We start from the raw sequence: 19,906 nt of genomic DNA on the forward strand, positions 1-19,906 counted from the left end.
AAAAAGCGATAGAAAACAAAAGACTTATAAAAAAATCTATGTTTTAATAGAAACTTTTGAAGAGAGGGAGCGAGTGAATGCGTACAGAAGAAGAAATGTTTCAACTTATTATGGATGTAGCAAAACAAGAAGAACACATTCGAGCCGTGGGAATGGTGGGTTCTCGTACGAATGTGAAAGCGCCAAAAGATAGTTTTCAAGATTTCGACATTGTTTATATTGTAGAACCATGTGCTGAGTTGTTTGAAACAGCAACGTGGACAGCAAAATTTGGTCAACCATTAATTATGCAACGTCCCAAGGAAATGACCTTATTTCCCATAGAACCGAAGACGCGGGAAACATTTTTAATGTTATTTGAAGATGGCCAACGTATCGATTTAACGTTATGTCCTCTCGCAGAAAAAGACAATTGGCATGAAGGCGATTCTTTAGCAATTATCTTGTTAGACAAAGATGAAAATTTGCCGCCTTTACCTGTAGCATCTGATAAAAATTATACAGTAACAGTTCCGAATCAGCAGCAGTTTAACGATTGTTGCAATGAATTTTGGTGGGTTAGTACGTATGTAGTTAAGGGACTTTGTCGGAATGAACTATTTTACGCTGTCACACATCTCTATGAATATTGTCAGCAGGAACTGTTGCGCTTGCTTTCTTGGCAAGCGGCTTGGCAGGAACCAGAGCCAATTTCTGTTGGGAAACAATTTAAGTATCTGAAAAATTATGTCACTCCTGACACGATGGATCAATTAGCATCGTTGCTGGATTTTTCTAGTAAAGAAGCTTGTTGGAACAGCTTAATAAAGACACAAGCCTTTTTTGACGTCGTCGCTCAGGATTTTGCTAAAATGGCCCAGTTTACGTATCATTTACAAGAAGCAAAAAAAGTCACAGAGTATACAAATTCTTTAAGATTAAAGGATTTACAAGGAAAATAAGCTGAAAACAACGTAGAAATAGTGTATAATTGAAAAAATTAATCTGCGAGAGAAAGGGAACCTATTACCGCAGTTGTTTGTTGCATAGTCTCTAAGAAATAAACCTAAAATTATTGATATAAAGGATGAACAAATGAAAAAAGAAGAAATGCAAATGCGTAATACACGTCGTCAAAAATCAGGAAAAAATAATAAAAAGAAAGTAATTATTACTTCTTTGGTTGGACTAGCTCTGGTTGCTGGGGGCAGCTATGTTTATTTTCAAAGTCACTTTTTACCAACCACAAAAGTAAATGGAGTTTCTGTAGGCTGGTTAAATGTAAATGCTGCAGAAGAAAAATTAGCGCAAGTGAATCAAACCGAAGAAGTTGTGGTTCAAACGGGGACAAAAGAAGAAAAAATTCAACTTCCTAAAAAATACCAATTGGATCAAAAATTTTTAAAAGACCATTTACACAGTAGCAAGGTGAAGCTACCGTTAAACGAGGCATTCAAAAAAGAACTAGAAGCCAAATTAGCAACTTTGAGTTTTCCAGAGGGGAAACCAAGCAAAAATGCGAGTATCCGTCGAGGCAATGGCACTTTTGAAATTGTTCCCGAAGAACAAGGCACAGTAGTGGACACACAGCGCTTAAATCAGCAGATTATTGCGGATGTTGAAGCGGGAAAAGGCAACTATCAATACAACGCCAAAGATTTTTATAAAGCCCCTGAAATTACAAAAGAGGATCAAACGTTAAAGGCAACATTGACAACGCTCAATAACAAGTTAAATAAAACAATTACAGTTGATATTAATGGTGAAAAAGTAGCCTTTGATAAAACACAAATTCAAAACGTGCTGAATGATGATGGCACAATCAACAAAGAAAAACTAACTACTTGGGTGACACAATTAGAAACAACATATGGTTCTGCTAATCAACCAGTTTTATTTACAGATGTTCACGGCACGACACGTCGTTTTAAAAACAACGGAAGTTATGGCTGGTCGATTGATGGGACCAAAACGCAAGAACTACTAGTAAACGCGCTGAATAGCCAAGAACAAACGAATGCAATCACTGCTCCGTTGGTTGGTGATACCAAAGAAAATAGTAAAATTGCCAATAATTACATTGAAATTGATTTAAAAGATCAAAAAATGTATTGTTTCATTGATGGCAAAAAAATAGTCACCACAGATGTCATTACTGGCAGATATAACAAAGGAACCGCAACAGTACCAGGATTCCATACAATTTTATATCGGACAACCGATGTGAATTTAGAAGGTCAAATGCTTGATGGTTCTCGATACAGTGTGCCAGTAAAATATTGGATGCCGTTATTAAGTCAAGGGGGCGTTGTCACACAAATCGGGATTCATGACTCCGACCATAAATTGGATAAGTATGGCGATAAAGAAGCCTTTAAAACCGATGCTGGTAGTAATGGCTGTATCAATACGCCAGGAACAGAAGTTTCAAAAATCTTTGATGTATCCTATGACGGAATGCCGGTAATTATTTATGGACATATCTATGATGATGCACCAGGTGAATTTGATAAACCTGTAGATTACGGCGAAGAAGTATAAAAAGAGATATTAGGCAAGACCGTACTTTGGTCCAGCTGTGTATCTGAAAAGTAAAAATTGGAGACGTCAACCGTAACGACTGACGTCTCCAATTTTTTATTGACAAGCGTCATAACCCGCTCTATGATACAAACAGAACAAGCAATTTAAATTGGGGGAACGAAGATGCCATTTGTACATGTAGAATTAATTGAAGGCCGCACAGAAGAACAGTTAACTAATATGGTCAAAGATATTACAGAAGCTGTGTCAAAAAACGCTGGTGCACCAAAAGAGAATATCCATGTGATTGTCAATGAATTGAAAAAAGACCGCTATGCACAAGGCGGCGAATGGAAAAAATAAGTTTTCAGAGAATTTCTGTTGAATCACTTGCTTTTTCTGAAAATAAGTGGTTAAATAAGTGCATAAATGATTGATGAGAAAGACAACTGAACTTGCCCGCGATCTATTAGAGAGGAAAATCTTGGCTGAAAATTTTCCAGATTGGCACAAGGGATGACCACTTTCGAAACCTTTGTTGAAACAAAGGCGGTCGCACCGTTAACACGCTAGAGGAACACAGATTATTTGTGTTCAAAATTAGGTGGAACCACGATATTTTCGTCCTAGTATTCGTTAGAATACTAGGACTTTTTGTTTTTTAACAAGGGGAACAGGTGGCTGTTTCGTTTCATTGTGAAAAACAGGAACACAATGAAACGCTTCAAATCAAAAAAATTAAAAGGAGAGAATTTTATTATGTCTATTCACATTACTTTTCCAGATGGCGCTGTTAAACCGTTTGATTCTGGGATTACAACATTTGATGTTGCTAAAAGTATTAGCAACAGTTTAGCCAAAAAAGCTTTAGCTGGTAAATTCAATGGTGTTTTAATCGATTTAGATCGTCCTATCGTAGAAGATGGTTCGCTTGAAATCGTGACACCTGATCATGAAGATGCTTTAGGAATTTTACGTCATTCATCAGCTCATTTAATGGCTAATGCCTTACGTCGTCTTTTCCCTAACATTAAATTTGGCGTAGGTCCTGCGATTGATTCTGGGTTCTACTATGATACAGATAATGGGGAATCTCCTGTGACAGCGGAAGATTTACCTGCAATTGAAGCCGAAATGATGAAAATTGTGAAGGAAAATAACCCAATCGTTCGTAAAGAAATCTCACGTGCAGAAGCGTTAGAATTATTTGCTGATGATCCTTACAAAGTTGAATTAATTACAGATTTGCCAGAAGATGAAATCATCACTGTCTATGATCAAGGCGATTTTGTTGATTTATGTCGTGGTGTTCACGTCCCTTCAACAGGACGGATTCAAGTCTTTAAACTACTTTCAGTAGCTGGTGCTTATTGGCGCGGAAACTCTGACAATCATATGATGCAACGGATTTATGGCACTGCCTTTTTCGATAAAAAAGATTTAAAAGAATTTATCAAAATGCGCGAGGAAGCCAAAGAACGTGACCACCGTAAATTAGGAAAAGAATTAGATTTATTTATGGTTTCACAAGAAGTTGGTTCAGGGTTACCTTTCTGGTTACCAAAAGGCGCAACCATTCGTCGTACAATTGAACGTTATATTGTGGACAAAGAAATTAGCTTAGGTTACCAACATGTGTATACACCAATTATGGCAGATGTGGAATTATACAAAACATCTGGTCACTGGGATCATTACCATGAAGATATGTTCCCACCAATGGATATGGGCGATGGCGAAATGCTGGTATTACGTCCAATGAACTGTCCACACCATATGATGGTTTATAAAAATGACATTCATAGTTACCGCGAATTGCCAATTCGAATCGCTGAATTAGGGATGATGCACCGCTATGAAAAATCTGGCGCATTATCAGGGTTACAACGTGTTCGTGAAATGACTTTAAACGATGGCCATACTTTTGTTCGTCCTGACCAAATTAAAGACGAATTTAAACGTACTTTGGAGTTAATGGTGGCAGTCTATGCTGACTTTAACATTACAGATTATCGTTTCCGCTTAAGCTATCGTGATCCAAATAATACAGACAAATATTTTGATGATGATGCGATGTGGGAAAAAGCGCAAGCGATGTTAAAAGCTGCCATGGATGAATTAGAATTAGATTACTTTGAAGCAGAAGGCGAAGCTGCCTTTTACGGTCCGAAGTTAGATGTTCAAGTAAAAACAGCTTTAGGAATGGAAGAAACATTATCAACCATCCAATTAGACTTCTTATTACCAGAACGTTTTGACTTAACTTATGTTGGCGAAGATGGTGAAAATGCACATCGCCCAGTTGTTATCCACCGTGGTATTGTCTCAACAATGGAACGATTTGTGGCTTACTTAACAGAAGTTTACAAAGGCGCTTTCCCTACTTGGTTAGCACCAATTCAAGCAACTATTATCCCAGTTTCTGTAGAAGCGCATTCTGAGTATGCTTATGAAATCAAAGAACGTTTACAAGCACAAGGCTTACGTGTTGAAGTCGATGATCGTAACGAAAAAATGGGCTACAAAATTCGGGCCTCTCAAACACAAAAAGTACCTTATCAATTAGTGGTCGGGGACAAAGAAATGGAAGACGCAACGGTGAACGTCCGTCGTTATGGAAGCAAAGAAACGTCTGTCGAAGATTTATCAATTTTCATTGACAGCATGGCTGCTGAAGTTCACAATTACAGCCGTTAAAAAAAGAGAAAAAGTCAAAAGGACTTCTGAATTCAGAAGTCCTTTTGACTTTTTTCTACAACAAAATAATTAAATATTTCCTTAGAGCTGGGAATAATCCTGATTTTTTGACTATTTTTTGTTACAATGAGAATGCGAAACTTTTTAGTGAAGGGACTAGAGGTATGAAGAAAAACTCATTTATAGATAAAATAAAAAAAACAGATGCCGCAGCAAAGAGTCAACGAGGTAGAAAGCCACATATTCCTTTTCGATTGAACTTATTATTTTTTGTGATATTCACTTTATTTGTTTCATTAATTGTTCGTTTAGGGTATTTACAGATTGTAGAAGGAGAAGAGTTTAACAAAAAAATTACTGCCAATTCTTCACTACAAATCACGACACCATCCCCTCGAGGACAAATTTATGATTCACAAGGAAAAGTCTTGGTTTCTAACAAAGCCAATTTAGCAATCACATACACACGAGGAAAAAATATTGAAGGAAAAGATATTTTACCGATTGCGAATAAAGTTAACGAACTTATTAACGTTCCAGTTGATCCAAACTTAACGGATCGTGACAAAAAAGATTATTGGTTAGCGAATCCTGAAAATTTAAAAGCAGCCCAATCCCGTTTAACCGATCAAGATAAAGAAGATGAAAAAGGCAACAAAATTACGGACGAAGGCACATTATATGCCAAAGCAGTTGAAAAAGTCACCCCTGAAGAAATTGCATTTGATGACCGAACCTTACAAGCAGTGACGATTTTTAAACGAATGAATGCAGCGTCACAAATGAACACGGTCTTCATCAAGAATGAAGGGGTAACAGAAGGTGAAATTGCGACAATTGGTGAACACACAGCGGAAATATCTGGTGTTTCAACAGGGACTGATTGGACGCGTGATTATTCTCAAAGTGGCGCATTACGTAGCCTGTTGGGCACCGTTTCAACTGAAAAACAAGGATTGCCAGCCGAAGAAGTCGATGAATATTTGAAAAAAGGCTATGCACGAAATGACCGTGTTGGAACTAGCTATTTAGAAAAACAATATGAAGACGTTCTACAAGGTAAAAAAGCAAAATCAGAAGTCGTTTTAGACAATAATGGAAAGATTGTTTCACAAACCCCAATTTCCAAAGGGGAAAAAGGTTCCAACTTAAAATTAACGATTGATTCAAATTTCCAAAACAAAGTTGATGAAATTTTACAACGAAACTATTCACAAATAGTCAAAACCATTGGACCATACTCAGAAAATGCGTATGTCGTTGCTATGAACCCTCAAACAGGAGCTATTTTAGCGATGTCAGGATTTCATCATGATTTAGCAACTGGAGAAGTCACACCTAATCCTTTAGCACCTATTTTGAATTCTGAAGTTCCTGGATCAGTTGTGAAAGCAGGTACTTTAACAGCTGGTTATGAAACAGGCGTCATTAAAGGCAATGATGTTTTAACAGATGAAGCTATTTTACTAGCAGGTAGTAATCCAAAAGCTTCTTGGTGGAATGCTTCTGGCGGAACAACCATGCAATTAACTGCGGAGCAAGCGTTAGAATATTCTTCGAATGCTTATATGATGAAATTAGTCTTTAAAATGATGGGTGTGAATTATTATCCCAATATGATTTTCCCTTATGAAGTAGGAGATGACACTGTCTTTAAAGAATTAAGAAAAGCTTTTGCAGAATATGGTATGGGAACGAAAACTGGAATTGATATACCAGGAGAAACAACAGGAATTCAAAACAAGGACTTTAAGGATTCGTCTTCTGCGCCACAAGGCGGTAATCTTCTTGACCTATCTTTTGGACAATATGATACCTATAGCGCGTTACAATTAGCACAGTACGTTTCCACTGTCGCAAATAATGGTATCCGCGTGCAACCCCATGTGGTAGAAGGAATCTATGGCAATGATGAAAATGGAGCTTTAGGAAAAATTTTAAAAGAAATCGAACCGAAAGTTTTGAATAAAGTGAATATTTCTGAAGACCAGATAGGAATTCTTCAACAAGGTTTCTATAATGTGGTAAATGGAACTAGTCAATTTACTACGGCACCGGGTTTAAAATCAGACAAGTTTTCGATTGCTGCTAAAACAGGGACCGCCGAAACGCAAGCAAAGGATGCTAACGGAATTGTTCACACAACGGTTAATAGTAACTTGGTGGCTTATGCGCCTTACGAAAACCCTGAAATTGCAATTAGCGTTGTTTTACCGCACTTAAATGACGAAGAATCCAAACCAAACCAAACGATTGCCAAAGAAGTTTTAGAAGCGTATATGGAAATGTACAAAAAATAAAATTTGTAAAGTAGAACTACTTTACAAATTTGCCCAAAAGGGTAGTCAAATGACAAAAAAAATGGTATGATATTCAAGTCTAAGAAATCTCTTGGAAAGATCAATTATTAGTAGGAGGGGAAAACATGCGCGTAAACATCACTTTAGAGTGTACTTCTTGTAAAGAACGTAACTACTTAACAAATAAAAATAAACGTAACAATCCTGATCGTTTAGAAAAACAAAAATATTGCCCACGTGAAAGAAAAGTTACTTTACACCGTGAAACTAAATAATTTATTTAGATAGAGCCTAGAATCCTTGTTGTGTAAGGGTCTAGGCTTTTTATCTATAGATTCATTACATGTTCATTTGTAGATGGAATGTAGAGGGAGGATTACCCAAGTTTGGCTGAAGGGGACGGTCTCGAAAACCGTTAGGCGAGTAACATCGTGCAAGGGTTCGAATCCCTTATCCTCCGTACTGAGAAGCAGTTGAGTTATTAGTTGCAAATAAAACGACAGAGACGTACACTTAAAGTAGAAAAATACTTAAGAAGAGGTGTCTATTATGTCAAACTATGAAGAAAAAGAAGCGCAAGCATTAGCAAAAATTGCCGACGTTTTGAACAAATTGGATGCAAGTTTAGAAGAGTTGGGCTCGCTAGATGAGGATACAAAAAAACATAGTATGAAGAAATGGATTGTTGAAAAAAAAGCCATTCATGAGATTAAAAAAATTGCACACGAAGCTGGTAAGTATGACAAGTATGATGAAAAAGAATTAGAAAAAGAAATGGATCTGTTGGAAAAGTTTATGTAAAAAAGCGCTAGCTTTTGTTCAACAGTTATTTAATTTTGAGTCTAGAATTAATCGTTTTGATTTTTTCTAGGCTTATTTTTTATGAAGTAAGCAAATCGTATCGGGAGAGGTATTGAATTAAGAAATAAAGCATGTATTGATTCAGAAAAAAAGTTGTAGTAAAATGTTCGTCACAACTACTTTTCTTCTGATTTCATAGAAGGAAAAGTTGGAATAATGAATTGAGAAGAGTCGATTTTTAGGAGATGATTTTAGGTGACTTTTTATCAATTATTGCAGTTAGATCCATTTATTTTAAAACAAAAAATTCATCAAGCGGACACTAAAAAACAGCGGAGATATTTTTGGCGCGCCTTGTTAATAAGGGATATCTTATTAGTTTCGTTTGCGATTTTATGGGTGTCGACGATTACTTTTTTCTTTGGAAAAGCTGTAGCGCCTTTTTCAATTGTATTATTTTGTTTGCTGTTGAGTATCCGTTTCGTCTCATATGGCTACAGGGAAAAACAGGCCTTGCTTAGTTTAGGAATCGTGTTAACAATTCTAGGTGTTAGTCCACTAATTTCACTGATTTCTGTATCATTTTTACAATGGGGTCTTCATTTTATCTGCTTGCTGGCATTGTTTTTCTTAACTGGTAAAAACCCTAAAATGGGTAATCCTGGCTTGTATACGTTCTCCTACTTATATTTAGTTGGCACGGTTCACTATCAATCGTTTCAGCAATTAGAACAAACTTTCTTTGTATTAGTGTTTGCTTATCTACTTTTAGCTTTTGTTTATCATGTGAAACATAAAAAATTGGATCAAGAGATTACTTTTATACAGATGGTTACAGAAAATGGTTTTTTTAATCAAAGAAATATTTGGTTTGGTTATTACGCTTTAGGCATTAGCTTATTACTTTTTATAGGAACGCACCTTCAGATTGACCGCTTTATGTGGGCAACATTTGCTAGTTCATCATTATTTTCTGGGTATGATACGTTTAAATTGTCTGAACGAGCCAAAGAACGAATAATAGGGGTCGTTATTGGTTCTCTAGTATCGGCTATCTTGTTATTTTATATACCAACGAACCTACTTGGTATTTTAGGAGGACTTTGTTTAGGCTTATGCACATCTTATAAAAGTAAAACGATTTTTAATTGTGTTGGTGCTATCATGGCAGCTTCTATGATATTTGGGCTAGAAACAAGTCTTTACTTAAGAATTTTGTTAAATATGTTGGGGCTAGCTTACGGTTTGCTTTATCATTTTGTCTTTGTAAAAACTATGTCCTATTGCAATCGCAAAGAGTGGCTGAAATTGTCTGAATAAAAGGAGCCTAACATTCTTTCTTGAAAGAATGTTAGGCTCCTTAGACATTACTTTAACTATAGAGAATGGGGAAAGTTTCATTTTAGCGTATATTCCATATATGCTATTAATCAATGACCAACTGCTATATCCAATGTCGCAATTTTTGCTGAGTCAGTCGGTACAAGGTCTAGTTCCACTTCGTCAAACTGATTGCCATCAACTGGTATCCCAAAGTAAATGGTAGATGGTCCAGTTCTACTTTTATAGACTATTATCTATTAGTATACCTAAATTTCTATTTAATTCGTAATGACTGACCAGGATAAAAAACAGAAGTTTCAATGCCTGGATTTAACGCTAATAATTCTTCTAAGGTTAAACCATTTCTTTCGGCTAACTGTCGCCCACCTTCACCACTTCGTACCGTATCGTATATAGGTTGGTCTGATTTAGAATTTTGTATTTGTTCACTAGAATCAGAGTTTTGTGGTGGTTGCTGTTCAGATTGTTCAAAAACTTGTTGAGTTTGATTATTTCTTTCAATTAATTGTTCCAACGTAATATTACCTAGATAAGTGTATATTTGTCCATTAACAGTTAAAGTACCATCATTATTTTTCGTTACTGTTCGGGGCGTATTATTCAAAAGAAACGTCATTGTTTGATTACCATTCTCATCCACAGAAAAACTTACATTTTGAAGAGGAACATTCGATTGAGTTATGCTAGTGAGTGTTCCGTCAGCATTTATAAAAAATAAGTTATCACTTTGAGGAATACCCCAACCGCCTATAAAATCAGCTAAGCTAACTTGTGGTAGCGGTTCTTTAGTAGTAGATGAAGAGGTAGATTGGTTTGTTTCAGATGAGACGTTTTGATAATTAGAGCTGGTTTCTTCCGTTTTATCTTTTTGAGTAGAAGAATCAATACTTTTCTTTGTGTAAGGTTTCAAAACTAGTTTTGTTTGGTTATCAGAATTGTTTGTCTTAGTAGGAGTGAAAAGTAGATTTTGCTTTTCTTTTTTTATCTTGTAAGCTACTTCTTTTCCTTCATTTTCCCAACGAATTTGATTGTTTTTTAGATGGTATTTGACTTTGTATTCTATTTTATTTGCAATTTGTTTACCTAATTCTTCGCCTGCTTTTTCCAAATCATTTTTTGCAGTTGATGTGTGTTCATCTGTATTGATTTTGAAAGTAGCGGTATCTTCGCTGAATGATACAATCATTACTACTTCATCAACGTTGGAGTTTACGGCCCACTCGTTTGCCATCAGCTCTTTTGTGGTCACTTTATTTCTGCAAGAAGTAAGGGTCAGTAAGGATAAAAAAACAATCAACCCCAGCAAACTTTTTTTCATTTTTAACTCAATCCTCTTTTCTATTTTACTATTTTTTTGTATCTTCGAATCTCTCTCAACCCCAGCCAACCACTCGCTGATAACAAGTACCAAAACGGCATAAACTGGATTAGATAGCGAGAGCGGCCGCCTTCAAAGAGCAATAAATACAGAATAGCTCCAATGAAAGCTAATTTTAAAATCGCGTAGTTATTTTTTGAATCTTTTAGAGGGATACTGAACAATAGACCTAGTAATGTGAGTAAATAGAAAAAATGCATATAAATTCGTAGATAGTTACTTTTTTGATTTTGCGGATAATACAGTGACCGCAAGTGTTCTTGCCAACGATTTTTAGAAGGTGTTTCTGGGATTAAATCACCGCCATCCCAACCCCAGTCAAAATCACCATTGGCAGTATTATGACGATTTTTTTGAGCCAGAAAACGGAGATAACCGAAGAATCCTTTATTTTTTAAACGGTCTTGAATCATTTTTATGGTATAAGCTTTTTTGGCTTCTTGTGTAGGCAACTGATTTACTGCTTGTGTATCTGCATCATTGTAACCGCCAGTTCCCGTCAAACCCATCATTACAAAAAGTGTCCAAGGTTTGGCTTGTTCTTTATCGATTTCCGTAATCGTTTGTTTTTCCACAAAAAATTGAAAACTATAATATGCGCTGGCGAAACCAGTCAGTAAAAAGAGAGCAACCACGGTTAATTTTACGATAGACTGTTTGTTCCGATTTACTAAAAGAAGTTGCAGCACTTTGATACAACTAAATGCAATAAAAAAGATAATAGACGAAGGTTTCATTAAAAAACACCAAGCTAGGCCAATTCCAATAAACAGTAATAAACAATATTTTACGAAGGGAGGGGAAACTTGGTCAAAAAGGCTATATGCAAAAAAGACTAGGTTGATGAACAATAAGACGGCCGTATCTGTATAAGGCGTGAGTAACCATGGAGACAATCCGAAAGAAAGAAAAAATAAACTGTAAGCAACGAAGGCCGTTAATGGATTAAAGACACGCTTAGAGGCATGATAAAAGAGAAATAAACTGCTATTAATAAACAAGCAATTAACCACTTGCCAACTAAACCAAGTATTGCTCCAGCTCCCTGTTACATCAATGAAACGCAAAAATTTATTCAGGTAATACATCATGAAAAAGAAAAATTCGTTATTGGGGTTTAAAGAAAGTACGATTTTTGAATAATCCCTATTTTCAGTGGTAATACTATGAAAGTTGTCAAAAACATCCCAGCCAATCGGCACAGTAATCTGCGTCAGGAGTAAAAGTTGTAGTAAAAATAAACTGACCAAACTACCAATAATAACCACACGATCATGGGTTTTTATTAAGTGCCAGAGCGCTTGAATCTTAGTGTAAAGAAATTTTTTGTTTTTATAAATAATCAACAATAGAATAATTAATAGAGGAAGTAAAACAAGCAAGTGCTTAGGCTTTTCCCAAAGAATTTTTACCAGAGAATAGGGAGAGTTAATTGCGCCGTAAAAGACAAATAAAATAAAAAAAGTAAAAATATAATTTTCTAGATTCAGAATCCGTTTAAAAGTAGCCATATTTTCTCCTTCCATTTTTTTAGCTAGACTAGTTCTTATTTTATCATAAAGATTTTAAAATAAGAAAAAAGCCCTTCTTTTAAAAGAAAGGCTTAAAACTTTTCCTTACTTCACTTCTTTGTAACGGAAGAAGAAGCGTAAGACGCTATTTTGGCTAGTTGTTGTTAGTTTATCTGTCGGTAAGACTGTTAGTAAGAAGAAAAACAGACTAATCACAAGAGTGAAAAATAAGAAGACGGAACTGCCACCTGTTATCACAGTATCTGTTTGAACGTCATATTTAAAAGTTGACATAACAGAGAAAACTTGTGTATAGCTACAGGCAATAGAAAGTAGATATAAAACAAGCACGCCCCAACCTGTCATCCCAGCATCACGATAACGACGTACACACATTGCCCACGTTGGTAATAATAAAGCTAACCATAAAACAAGTGCAAAAAGCATCAACGGTAATAAGTTTCCAAAATCATAGGTTTCAAAATATTCAGCTGCTAAAATTGCTGACACGGCTTTGCCGACAATGGCAATATAAAAAATAAGTGCTAAAATGCTTAATACCAATGTCATCCACCAATAACCAGCACGTGTGGTCCGACCTTTAAAATCAACATATCCACGAAAATAATCTTTAAAAGCTTGTCCAAATGTTACTTTACCTTTTTCCTCAATTTTAACCATAAAAACACCCCTTTGTATTTAATAAAATGATTATAACGGAAAGTAATAAAATAGGAAAATGCGAATTCGCATATTTTGTGATTTTTTTGATAAATCATATAAAGAGCAGGTTTTATCAAAAAACGGTAAAATAAGAGAAGATATTTTATAATGGAGGAATCATGAATGAAAATCAGTATTAGACATCGCTACATAGCAAAAATTCCAGCATTAGAAGTGACAACAGAAGAGCAAAAAAACGAAGCATTACCTTTAATTGTTTACTATCATGGTTGGCAATCAGCTAAAGAATTATCTTTAACACAAGCAAGAAAATTAGCACACGAGGGGTTTCGGGTCATTTTACCAGATGCCATGAACCATGGAGAAAGAAAAACAGGACCTATTTCCACGATTCCATCGATTACATTTTGGAGTAGCATTCAATATAATTTAATTGAATTTCCAGTAATTATCCATCATTTTCATAAATTAGGGTTGATTAAAGAAAATTGGATTGGCGTGGGTGGTGTATCCATGGGCGGTATTACTACTAGCGCTCTTATGACCCAACATCCTGAGATTCAAGCTGCTGCTTGCTTAATGGGAACACCCTATCCGGCGCGCTATATTCAGCGAGTGATTCAACGGGCGAAAGAATTTGCTATTTTTGTACCTAAAGACTTGCCACTGTTGCTAAGTTGGGTGCATCAATACGATTTATCACAAACGCCAGAAAGACTACAAGAACGACCGATGCTGTTTTGGCATGGAACGGAAGATGAAAAAATTCCTTATGAAGACATGGCTGATTTTGAACAATTAGTGTCTGGGAAAACGTATGCGAGAAATACGCAATTTATAACGGAAATCGGTGAGCGGCATTTAGTGAAAGGAGAAACAATGGATTTGGTTGTTGACTTTTTTAAAGAAGCGTCAAAAACGTTAGAAAAATAACGGGATTTTTCAAAGAGAAAAGGGGAATCAGCTTGTTTTTTAAGAACACTTTCTATAAACTTAACAGAAAAGGGGTTGAAGGTGTACATGGAGAAAAACAAGTTGAGAAAAGTGGGCTTAACTGCCCTGGAATGGCTAAAACAACATCCAGAAATTAAACAACATAAAGAATCAAGTCTCTATGAACAGTTGTTTGCTAGTCAGCAATGGCAACAAGCACAAACGATCGGAATGATTCGGTCGTTACCGCTAGAATTATCAACACAGCCAATTTTCGAACGGGCCATGCAAGAGAGCAAGCAAGTGGCGGTGCCGCGAACATTTAAAGGAGGCAAAATGCACTTTTATCAAGTCTTTCCAGAGACGGTTTATGACACCAGTGCATTTGGCGTGGAAGAACCTCCGTTAACAGCGGCAGAAATAACAGCTACAGCGATTGATTTATTGATTGTGCCAGGGATTATTTTCAATCGTGCTGGCTATCGAATAGGCTTCGGCGGTGGTTTTTATGATCGTTATTTGGAACATTTTTCGGGCCATGCATGTAGTTTAGTTTTCAGTGAACAACTCCATGAACAATGGCAACCAGAAGCGTTTGATCAGCCAATCGAACAATTATTTATACAATAGGAGGAATGGAATGAATTATCAAACAGAAATGAAATTGAAACGGCTAAAAAATCAGCCGTTCATTACGTATGCCCTTTTAGGTATTTCAATCATTGTTTTCCTTGGATTGGAATTAACTGGAGGATCAGAAAATATTTTAAACTTAGTTAATTGGGGAGCAATGGTTCGTCCACTGGTAGCTCAAAATCATGAATACTGGCGGTTTATCACGCCAATGTTTCTTCACATTGGGTTTATGCATATTATTTTGAATATGGTTACTCTTTATTATATCGGCGCACAGGTTGAGGCAATTTATGGGCATTGGCGCTATTTGGGAATTTATTTATTGAGTGGGATTGCTGGAAATATCGCCAGTTTTGCCTTTGGGACACCCAACAGTGTCTCAGCGGGTGCTAGTACAGCGCTTTTTGGCTTGTTCGGCGCATTTGTTATTTTAGGACGCCAATTTAGAGACAATCCAGCGATTATGTATATGGTGCAACGCTATTCAATGTTTATTGTGATTAATTTGTTATTTAACTTGTTTAGTAGCTCTGTAGATATGATGGGTCATGTTGGCGGTCTAATTGGTGGACTATTAGTCGCGACGGCTTTTGCTGTTCCAAATCGTGAAGAAGCATTTAATAAGCACGAGCGAATTATGGCCACGTTAATTTTTATTTTTCTTGTCGTAATTTGTCTGTTATTGGGTTTTAAAAAATACGGTTTACCTGTATAATAAGGAAGTGTTTTCGTATGGAAACGTTATATGATGTACAACAACTTTTTAAACAGTTTGGGATGTATATTTATGTCGGTGCACGGATTTATGATATTGAGTTAATGATGATTGAATTAAAAAAATTGTATGAAGGTCAATTGGTAGACCGAGATACGTATTTACAGGCCCGGCATATTTTGCAAAGAGAGCATCGAATAGAAGAATCTAGAGGGAAGCAGAAAGGAATCGACTAAATGGATAAGAAGATTATTGGGATTGATTTAGGTGGAACGACCATCAAATTTGCTATTTTAACAACCGATGGCGTTGTTCAACAAAAATGGAGTATTGAAACGAATATTTTAGAAGATGGCAAGCATATTGTGCCATCAATTATTGAAAGTATTCGTCACCGTATAGATCTTTATAATATGAAAAAAGAAGATTTTGTAGGAATTGGTATGGGAACACCAGGAAGTGTCGACATTGAAAAAGGAACTGTTGTAGGTGCCTATAATTTAAACTGGACGACTGTACAGCCTGTCAAAGAACAAATCGAATCTGCTTTAGGAATTCCGTTTGCCTTAGATAATGATGCCAATGTTGCCGCTTTAGGTGAGCGTTGGAAGGGCGCGGGGGAAAACAATCCCGACGTGATTTTTATTACTTTAGGAACAGGTGTCGGCGGAGGCATTGTTGCAGCGGGAGAATTGCTCCACGGTGTTGCTGGCTGTGCTGGTGAAGTTGGGCATGTGACGGTTGATCCTAACGGCTTTGACTGTACCTGTGGGAAACGTGGCTGTTTAGAAACTGTTTCTAGTGCCACTGGTGTCGTTCGTGTTGCACGTCATTTATCAGAAGAGTTTGCAGGTGACTCTGAACTGAAACAAGCGATTGATGATGGACAAGATGTTTCGAGTAAAGATGTTTTTGAATTTGCTGAAAAAGGCGATCATTTTGCTTTAATGGTTGTGGATCGTGTTTGTTTCTATTTAGGCTTAGCCACAGGAAACTTAGGTAACACGTTAAATCCAGATAGCGTGGTTATCGGTGGAGGTGTTTCTGCAGCAGGAGAATTTTTACGTAGTCGTGTCGAAAAATATTTCCAAGAATTTACTTTCCCACAAGTTCGAAATAGTACAAAAATCAAATTAGCAGAGCTAGGTAATGAGGCCGGCGTCATTGGTGCCGCTTCACTAGCATTACAATTTTCAAAAGAGAAATAGAGAGGGCTTTTTAGAATGAGTATTTTATGGGTAATCAATGGCATTTTGCTAGTTATTGTACTAGCGATGGTATTCAATGAATTATATTTGAAAATTATGGTGAAACGTTCAGCAAAAATGCTGACGGAAGAAGAATTTAAAGAAACAATGCGTAAAGCACAAGTGATTGACGTTCGTGAGAAAGATACATTTGATGCTGGGCATATTTTAGGGGCGCGCAGCATGCCATACAGCATGTTAAAAACAACAATTGGTTCTCTTCGTAAGGATCAACCTGTTTATCTTTATGATCAGAAGAAAGCTTTAAGTATCCGAGCAGCTAATTTATTACGCAAAAATGGCTATACTGATATTTATATTTTAAAAGGCGGCTATGATGGCTGGACTGGGAAAGTGAAAAAGAGAAATAGTTAATAACAAAAAGAGTTGGTCTTCATTGAGACCAACTCTTTTTATATAGGAAAGCTTAATAGAGATGTTGCTTTTTGTCAGTCCTCACTTTTTGAGCTACAATAAAGAGAAGAGGTGAAGGCAGATGATTCAAATCAAGCGAGCATATGAAGCACCGACAGAGCAAGATGGCTACCGTGTTTTAGTTGACCGTGTTTGGCCACGAGGAAAATCCAAGGAATCTGAAAAGTTAGATGAATGGCTCAAAGAAGTGGCCCCAAGTACAGAGCTACGGAAATGGTTTAATCATGAAGCAAATAAATATCCCGAGTTTAAACAAAAATACCAAGAAGAATTGAAACATGAGCCAACTGCCACAGCGTTTAAGCAGTTACAGACGATTGTAAAAAATCAGCCAGTAGTCACGCTGGTCTATGGGGCGAAAGATACAGTGCATAATCAAGCGGTTGTCTTAAAAGAATTATTAGAAAAATAGAGTAGGTGATTGGATGAAAATTGCAATTGTAGGTGCTGGACCCAGAGGCTTATCAGCTGCAGAACGAGTCATTGAATGGGCTCGTAAAACGGAAATAAATGTTCAGCTCACGTTGTTTGATCCATACGGTCCAGGTGGGAAAATTTGGCGAGCAGAGCAACCTAATTATTTATTAATGAACACCGTGATTAGTCAAGTCACTTTATTTACAGATGAATCTTTTAGTGGCGAAGGACCAATTGTCAAGGGCCCCACTCTCTATGAATGGACCCAAACAGAAGCTGCGCAGTACATTCAACAGCAACAACCCTATAATTATCTTGAGTTGTTGAAAGAATGTCATCGCCTTGGACCGAATGATCACTGCTCGAGGGCTTTTTATGGCATGTACCAAAAATGGTTTTATACGTATTTAGCCACGCGGTGTAACGAACAAACATCGCTGACGTTTTTTAAAGAGCCAGTAACTGCTGTGCGGGCAGGAGAGGATAACTATTATGTGTACACCCAATCCATTGAGTTTACGGCAGACAAAGTAATTTTAGCTTTGGGTCACCAAGAAAATGAATTAACGACTGTTGAACAAGAGCTTGCGGACTACGCCAAGGAGCATCGTTTGTTTTATTCTTCTCCTAAAAATGCGGCGGATGCTTTATTGGCACTTGCCAATATACCCGCAAAACAACCCGTTGTGTTAAAAGGCTTAGGTTTGGCATTTTTTGACTATTTATCTGCCTTGACGATTGGCCGCGGGGGTGTTTTTTCTCGTCAAAATGGCCGCTTACGTTATGAACCTTCTGGAAGAGAGCCTATTATTATTGCTGGTTCTGGTCGCGGTTTTCCTTCTCATCCTCGAGGGATTAATCAAAAAGGTTACGGGGAAACCTATCAGCCTGTTTTTTTAACCGAAACGTATTTAGCTGAATGTCGTAAAAAAGGACAGGTTACAGGCGCAGAGTTTTTTGGGTATTTAAAAAAAGAAGTGGAATATGTGTATTACACCTGCTTAATCGAAGAAAAATATCCGCATCTTTCTAAAGAGGCCTTTCAACAGCTGTTTATTCAAACCAAGGGAGCGCCGGAAAGCTTAGCCCACTTTGAAAAACAAGATTGGTTTGATTGGCAAGCGTTAGAACATCCTGAAACAAAGAAAACCACTCATGAAAGTTTTCGTTCGTTTTTACTAGAGTATTTAAAATGGGATATTCAAGAAGCAGAGAAAGGCAATCTTAGCGGTCCTTTGACCACTGCTTTAGACAGTTTAAAAGATTTAAGAGATCAGATTCGCTTTGTTTTGGATGAAGGGTTATTAACGAATGACGAGAGTCAGAAGTGGTTGTGGCACTGGTTTACCCCGTTGAATACCTTTTTGTCGGTGGGACCTTCTGTTGAAAGAACAGAAGAGCTACAGGCGTTAGTTGAACTGGGATTAGTCACGATTCTGGGGCCAGAAATGCGTGTCGAAATGAAAGCGGGTCAATTTATTACTTATGCTAATTTGTTTCCGGAAAATCGGTATAATAGTCACTTTTTAATTGAAGCACGCATTCCCAAAGTCAATAATGAAAAAAGTTTGAATCCTTTAACAAGGCAGTTATTAGCCGATAAGCTAGCTACGCTCCATCAACTAGCATTAGCCGATGGTCAAATAGTCAAAACAGGTGCACTCTTGATTGTGCCTGCCACGAATCAAGTCATCACAAAAGATGGACAGGTGGCGACAGGCCTTTTTAGTTGTGGTATTCCAACAGAAGGGATTCATTGGTTAACAGCCGCTGCAGCTCGTCCTGGTGTGGATCCTTGGAATATGCGCGATATGGATCGGATTGCTGCTACTATTTTTAATAGTTAAGAAAAATAGTCAGCTCCTTTGGTAAAAAAGAAAGCATAACAAGTGGTCATCCATCAAAGCGATGGATGACCACTTGTTATGCTTAAGAGAATCAACAGAGCCAGAAGCGCTCCTGTTGATTTCTTGGCGTTAGATTTTTTATCTCAACGTCACAGCTATTTTTTAACGTGCAATACGTTTACGCATCGCTTTTTTACGGTTTTCTTCAATCATATCTTCTTTTTCTTCAATTGGATCAATGACTGTTTTTTTAATAGTTGTAGCCACACCGGCTAAAGCAGCAACTGTGATAGCAGTACCGACTAACATACCTGATACAAATTTTTTCATCGTTCATTCCTTCTTTCAAATTGTATTTGTTTCTATTATGACGGAAAAAAGCAAAAAAATCCAATAGTTACAATGATTTTTCATAAACTCTACGACTAATTTAGAGATTTGTTAAAATTTACCAAGTCT

The 19,906-nt window shown here is 36.8% G+C and carries 20 protein-coding genes and 1 tRNA gene; 17 read left to right on the forward strand and 4 right to left on the reverse strand.

Going from position 1 to position 19,906, the window contains the following annotated elements; translation table 11 throughout:
- The first annotated feature begins 77 nt into the window (after positions 1-77).
- The 9 genes from IGI97_RS03190 (at position 78) to IGI97_RS03230 (ending at position 9,620) form a co-directional block, all read left to right on the forward strand.
- Positions 78-941: an aminoglycoside 6-adenylyltransferase gene (locus tag IGI97_RS03190; RefSeq protein WP_141435639.1), complete on the forward strand. Its 864-nt coding sequence runs from the start codon at positions 78-80 to the stop codon at positions 939-941.
- Positions 942-1,074: 133 nt separating this feature from the next.
- Positions 1,075-2,520 (forward strand): L,D-transpeptidase family protein, encoded by a 1,446-nt coding sequence (locus tag IGI97_RS03195; RefSeq protein WP_048943714.1) that lies wholly within the window; start codon positions 1,075-1,077, stop codon positions 2,518-2,520.
- 165 nt (positions 2,521-2,685) lie between these two features.
- Positions 2,686-2,865 (forward strand): 2-hydroxymuconate tautomerase, encoded by a 180-nt coding sequence (locus IGI97_RS03200; RefSeq protein WP_002356318.1) that lies wholly within the window; start codon positions 2,686-2,688, stop codon positions 2,863-2,865.
- Positions 2,866-3,261: 396 nt separating this feature from the next.
- Positions 3,262-5,199 carry a threonine--tRNA ligase gene (gene thrS, locus IGI97_RS03205; RefSeq protein ID WP_010777906.1) on the forward strand — a complete coding sequence of 646 codons (1,938 nt, stop codon included), beginning with the start codon at positions 3,262-3,264 and terminating at the stop codon, positions 5,197-5,199.
- Between the two features lie 164 nt (positions 5,200-5,363).
- Complete coding sequence (locus IGI97_RS03210) at positions 5,364-7,499, forward strand: peptidoglycan D,D-transpeptidase FtsI family protein (RefSeq protein ID WP_116495276.1); 2,136 nt, start codon at positions 5,364-5,366, stop codon at positions 7,497-7,499.
- 125 nt (positions 7,500-7,624) lie between these two features.
- On the forward strand, positions 7,625-7,774 hold the full coding sequence (gene rpmG, locus IGI97_RS03215; RefSeq protein ID WP_002356321.1) for a 50S ribosomal protein L33: 150 nt from the start codon (positions 7,625-7,627) through the stop codon (positions 7,772-7,774).
- A gap of 95 nt (positions 7,775-7,869) precedes the next feature.
- Positions 7,870-7,959, forward strand: a tRNA-Ser gene (locus tag IGI97_RS03220).
- 89 nt (positions 7,960-8,048) lie between these two features.
- Entirely contained in the window at positions 8,049-8,300 is a 252-nt protein-coding gene (locus tag IGI97_RS03225) for a hypothetical protein (protein ID WP_002382470.1), read from the forward strand.
- 255 nt (positions 8,301-8,555) lie between these two features.
- A complete protein-coding gene (locus IGI97_RS03230) occupies positions 8,556-9,620 on the forward strand; it encodes an FUSC family protein (RefSeq protein WP_002362350.1) in 1,065 nt (354 codons plus the stop codon).
- Positions 9,621-9,897: 277 nt separating this feature from the next.
- Here the strand turns inward: IGI97_RS03230 and IGI97_RS03235 are convergent, their stop codons facing one another.
- The 3 genes from IGI97_RS03235 to IGI97_RS03245 all read right to left on the reverse strand — a co-directional run bounded on the left by IGI97_RS03235 (position 9,898) and on the right by IGI97_RS03245 (position 13,214).
- Positions 9,898-10,629: a DUF4950 domain-containing protein gene (locus IGI97_RS03235; protein WP_410497184.1), complete on the reverse strand. Its 732-nt coding sequence runs from the start codon at positions 10,627-10,629 to the stop codon at positions 9,898-9,900.
- Between the two features lie 353 nt (positions 10,630-10,982).
- Complete coding sequence (locus IGI97_RS03240) at positions 10,983-12,548, reverse strand: membrane protein (RefSeq protein WP_016632964.1); 1,566 nt, start codon at positions 12,546-12,548, stop codon at positions 10,983-10,985.
- 90 nt (positions 12,549-12,638) lie between these two features.
- Positions 12,639-13,214: a DUF805 domain-containing protein gene (locus IGI97_RS03245; RefSeq protein ID WP_438737974.1), complete on the reverse strand. Its 576-nt coding sequence runs from the start codon at positions 13,212-13,214 to the stop codon at positions 12,639-12,641.
- A gap of 165 nt (positions 13,215-13,379) precedes the next feature.
- On the opposite strand from IGI97_RS03245, the gene IGI97_RS03250 reads away from it, so the two are divergent.
- The 8 genes from IGI97_RS03250 to IGI97_RS03285 all read left to right on the forward strand — a co-directional run bounded on the left by IGI97_RS03250 (position 13,380) and on the right by IGI97_RS03285 (position 19,447).
- Positions 13,380-14,150 (forward strand): alpha/beta fold hydrolase, encoded by a 771-nt coding sequence (locus tag IGI97_RS03250; RefSeq protein WP_002356329.1) that lies wholly within the window; start codon positions 13,380-13,382, stop codon positions 14,148-14,150.
- A gap of 87 nt (positions 14,151-14,237) precedes the next feature.
- Complete coding sequence (locus tag IGI97_RS03255) at positions 14,238-14,780, forward strand: 5-formyltetrahydrofolate cyclo-ligase (RefSeq protein ID WP_002379786.1); 543 nt, start codon at positions 14,238-14,240, stop codon at positions 14,778-14,780.
- A 10-nt stretch (positions 14,781-14,790) separates the two neighbouring features.
- Positions 14,791-15,501, forward strand: coding sequence for a rhomboid family intramembrane serine protease (locus IGI97_RS03260; protein ID WP_438737977.1), 711 nt, complete (start codon positions 14,791-14,793; stop codon positions 15,499-15,501).
- 17 nt (positions 15,502-15,518) lie between these two features.
- Positions 15,519-15,737 carry a YqgQ family protein gene (locus IGI97_RS03265; RefSeq protein ID WP_002356332.1) on the forward strand — a complete coding sequence of 73 codons (219 nt, stop codon included), beginning with the start codon at positions 15,519-15,521 and terminating at the stop codon, positions 15,735-15,737.
- Positions 15,738-16,709, forward strand: a complete 972-nt coding sequence (locus IGI97_RS03270; protein ID WP_002356333.1) for an ROK family glucokinase — start codon at positions 15,738-15,740, stop codon at positions 16,707-16,709.
- Positions 16,710-16,724: 15 nt separating this feature from the next.
- A complete protein-coding gene (locus IGI97_RS03275; protein ID WP_002356334.1) occupies positions 16,725-17,123 on the forward strand; it encodes a rhodanese-like domain-containing protein in 399 nt (132 codons plus the stop codon).
- A 121-nt stretch (positions 17,124-17,244) separates the two neighbouring features.
- Entirely contained in the window at positions 17,245-17,595 is a 351-nt protein-coding gene (locus tag IGI97_RS03280) for a DUF488 domain-containing protein (RefSeq protein WP_002362343.1), read from the forward strand.
- A gap of 13 nt (positions 17,596-17,608) precedes the next feature.
- Positions 17,609-19,447 carry an FAD/NAD(P)-binding protein gene (locus tag IGI97_RS03285; RefSeq protein WP_002370550.1) on the forward strand — a complete coding sequence of 613 codons (1,839 nt, stop codon included), beginning with the start codon at positions 17,609-17,611 and terminating at the stop codon, positions 19,445-19,447.
- Between the two features lie 162 nt (positions 19,448-19,609).
- Here IGI97_RS03285 and IGI97_RS03290 read toward each other — a convergent pair whose 3' ends face one another.
- Positions 19,610-19,777 carry a DUF3042 family protein gene (locus IGI97_RS03290; RefSeq protein ID WP_002356337.1) on the reverse strand — a complete coding sequence of 56 codons (168 nt, stop codon included), beginning with the start codon at positions 19,775-19,777 and terminating at the stop codon, positions 19,610-19,612.
- Positions 19,778-19,906: the final 129 nt, after the last annotated feature.

The organism is Enterococcus sp. DIV2419, assembly GCF_051711865.1.
In the GTDB taxonomy this organism is placed as follows: Bacteria; Bacillota; Bacilli; order Lactobacillales; family Enterococcaceae; genus Enterococcus; species Enterococcus faecalis.

Coding starts and splice junctions, on each gene's coding strand:
- IGI97_RS03225 (WP_002382470.1), top strand. CDS start 8,049: ATGTCAAACTATGAAGAAAAAGAAGCGCAAGCATTAGCAAAAATTGCC.
- IGI97_RS03290 (WP_002356337.1), bottom strand. CDS start 19,777: ATGAAAAAATTTGTATCAGGTATGTTAGTCGGTACTGCTATCACAGTT.
- IGI97_RS03210 (WP_116495276.1), top strand. CDS start 5,364: ATGAAGAAAAACTCATTTATAGATAAAATAAAAAAAACAGATGCCGCA.
- thrS (WP_010777906.1), top strand. CDS start 3,262: ATGTCTATTCACATTACTTTTCCAGATGGCGCTGTTAAACCGTTTGAT.
- IGI97_RS03270 (WP_002356333.1), top strand. CDS start 15,738: ATGGATAAGAAGATTATTGGGATTGATTTAGGTGGAACGACCATCAAA.
- IGI97_RS03190 (WP_141435639.1), top strand. CDS start 78: ATGCGTACAGAAGAAGAAATGTTTCAACTTATTATGGATGTAGCAAAA.
- IGI97_RS03285 (WP_002370550.1), top strand. CDS start 17,609: ATGAAAATTGCAATTGTAGGTGCTGGACCCAGAGGCTTATCAGCTGCA.
- rpmG (WP_002356321.1), top strand. CDS start 7,625: ATGCGCGTAAACATCACTTTAGAGTGTACTTCTTGTAAAGAACGTAAC.
- IGI97_RS03195 (WP_048943714.1), top strand. CDS start 1,075: ATGAAAAAAGAAGAAATGCAAATGCGTAATACACGTCGTCAAAAATCA.
- IGI97_RS03200 (WP_002356318.1), top strand. CDS start 2,686: ATGCCATTTGTACATGTAGAATTAATTGAAGGCCGCACAGAAGAACAG.
- IGI97_RS03275 (WP_002356334.1), top strand. CDS start 16,725: ATGAGTATTTTATGGGTAATCAATGGCATTTTGCTAGTTATTGTACTA.
- IGI97_RS03240 (WP_016632964.1), bottom strand. CDS start 12,548: ATGGAAGGAGAAAATATGGCTACTTTTAAACGGATTCTGAATCTAGAA.
- IGI97_RS03255 (WP_002379786.1), top strand. CDS start 14,238: ATGGAGAAAAACAAGTTGAGAAAAGTGGGCTTAACTGCCCTGGAATGG.
- IGI97_RS03260 (WP_438737977.1), top strand. CDS start 14,791: ATGAATTATCAAACAGAAATGAAATTGAAACGGCTAAAAAATCAGCCG.
- IGI97_RS03245 (WP_438737974.1), bottom strand. CDS start 13,214: ATGGTTAAAATTGAGGAAAAAGGTAAAGTAACATTTGGACAAGCTTTT.
- IGI97_RS03265 (WP_002356332.1), top strand. CDS start 15,519: ATGGAAACGTTATATGATGTACAACAACTTTTTAAACAGTTTGGGATG.
- IGI97_RS03250 (WP_002356329.1), top strand. CDS start 13,380: ATGAAAATCAGTATTAGACATCGCTACATAGCAAAAATTCCAGCATTA.
- IGI97_RS03280 (WP_002362343.1), top strand. CDS start 17,245: ATGATTCAAATCAAGCGAGCATATGAAGCACCGACAGAGCAAGATGGC.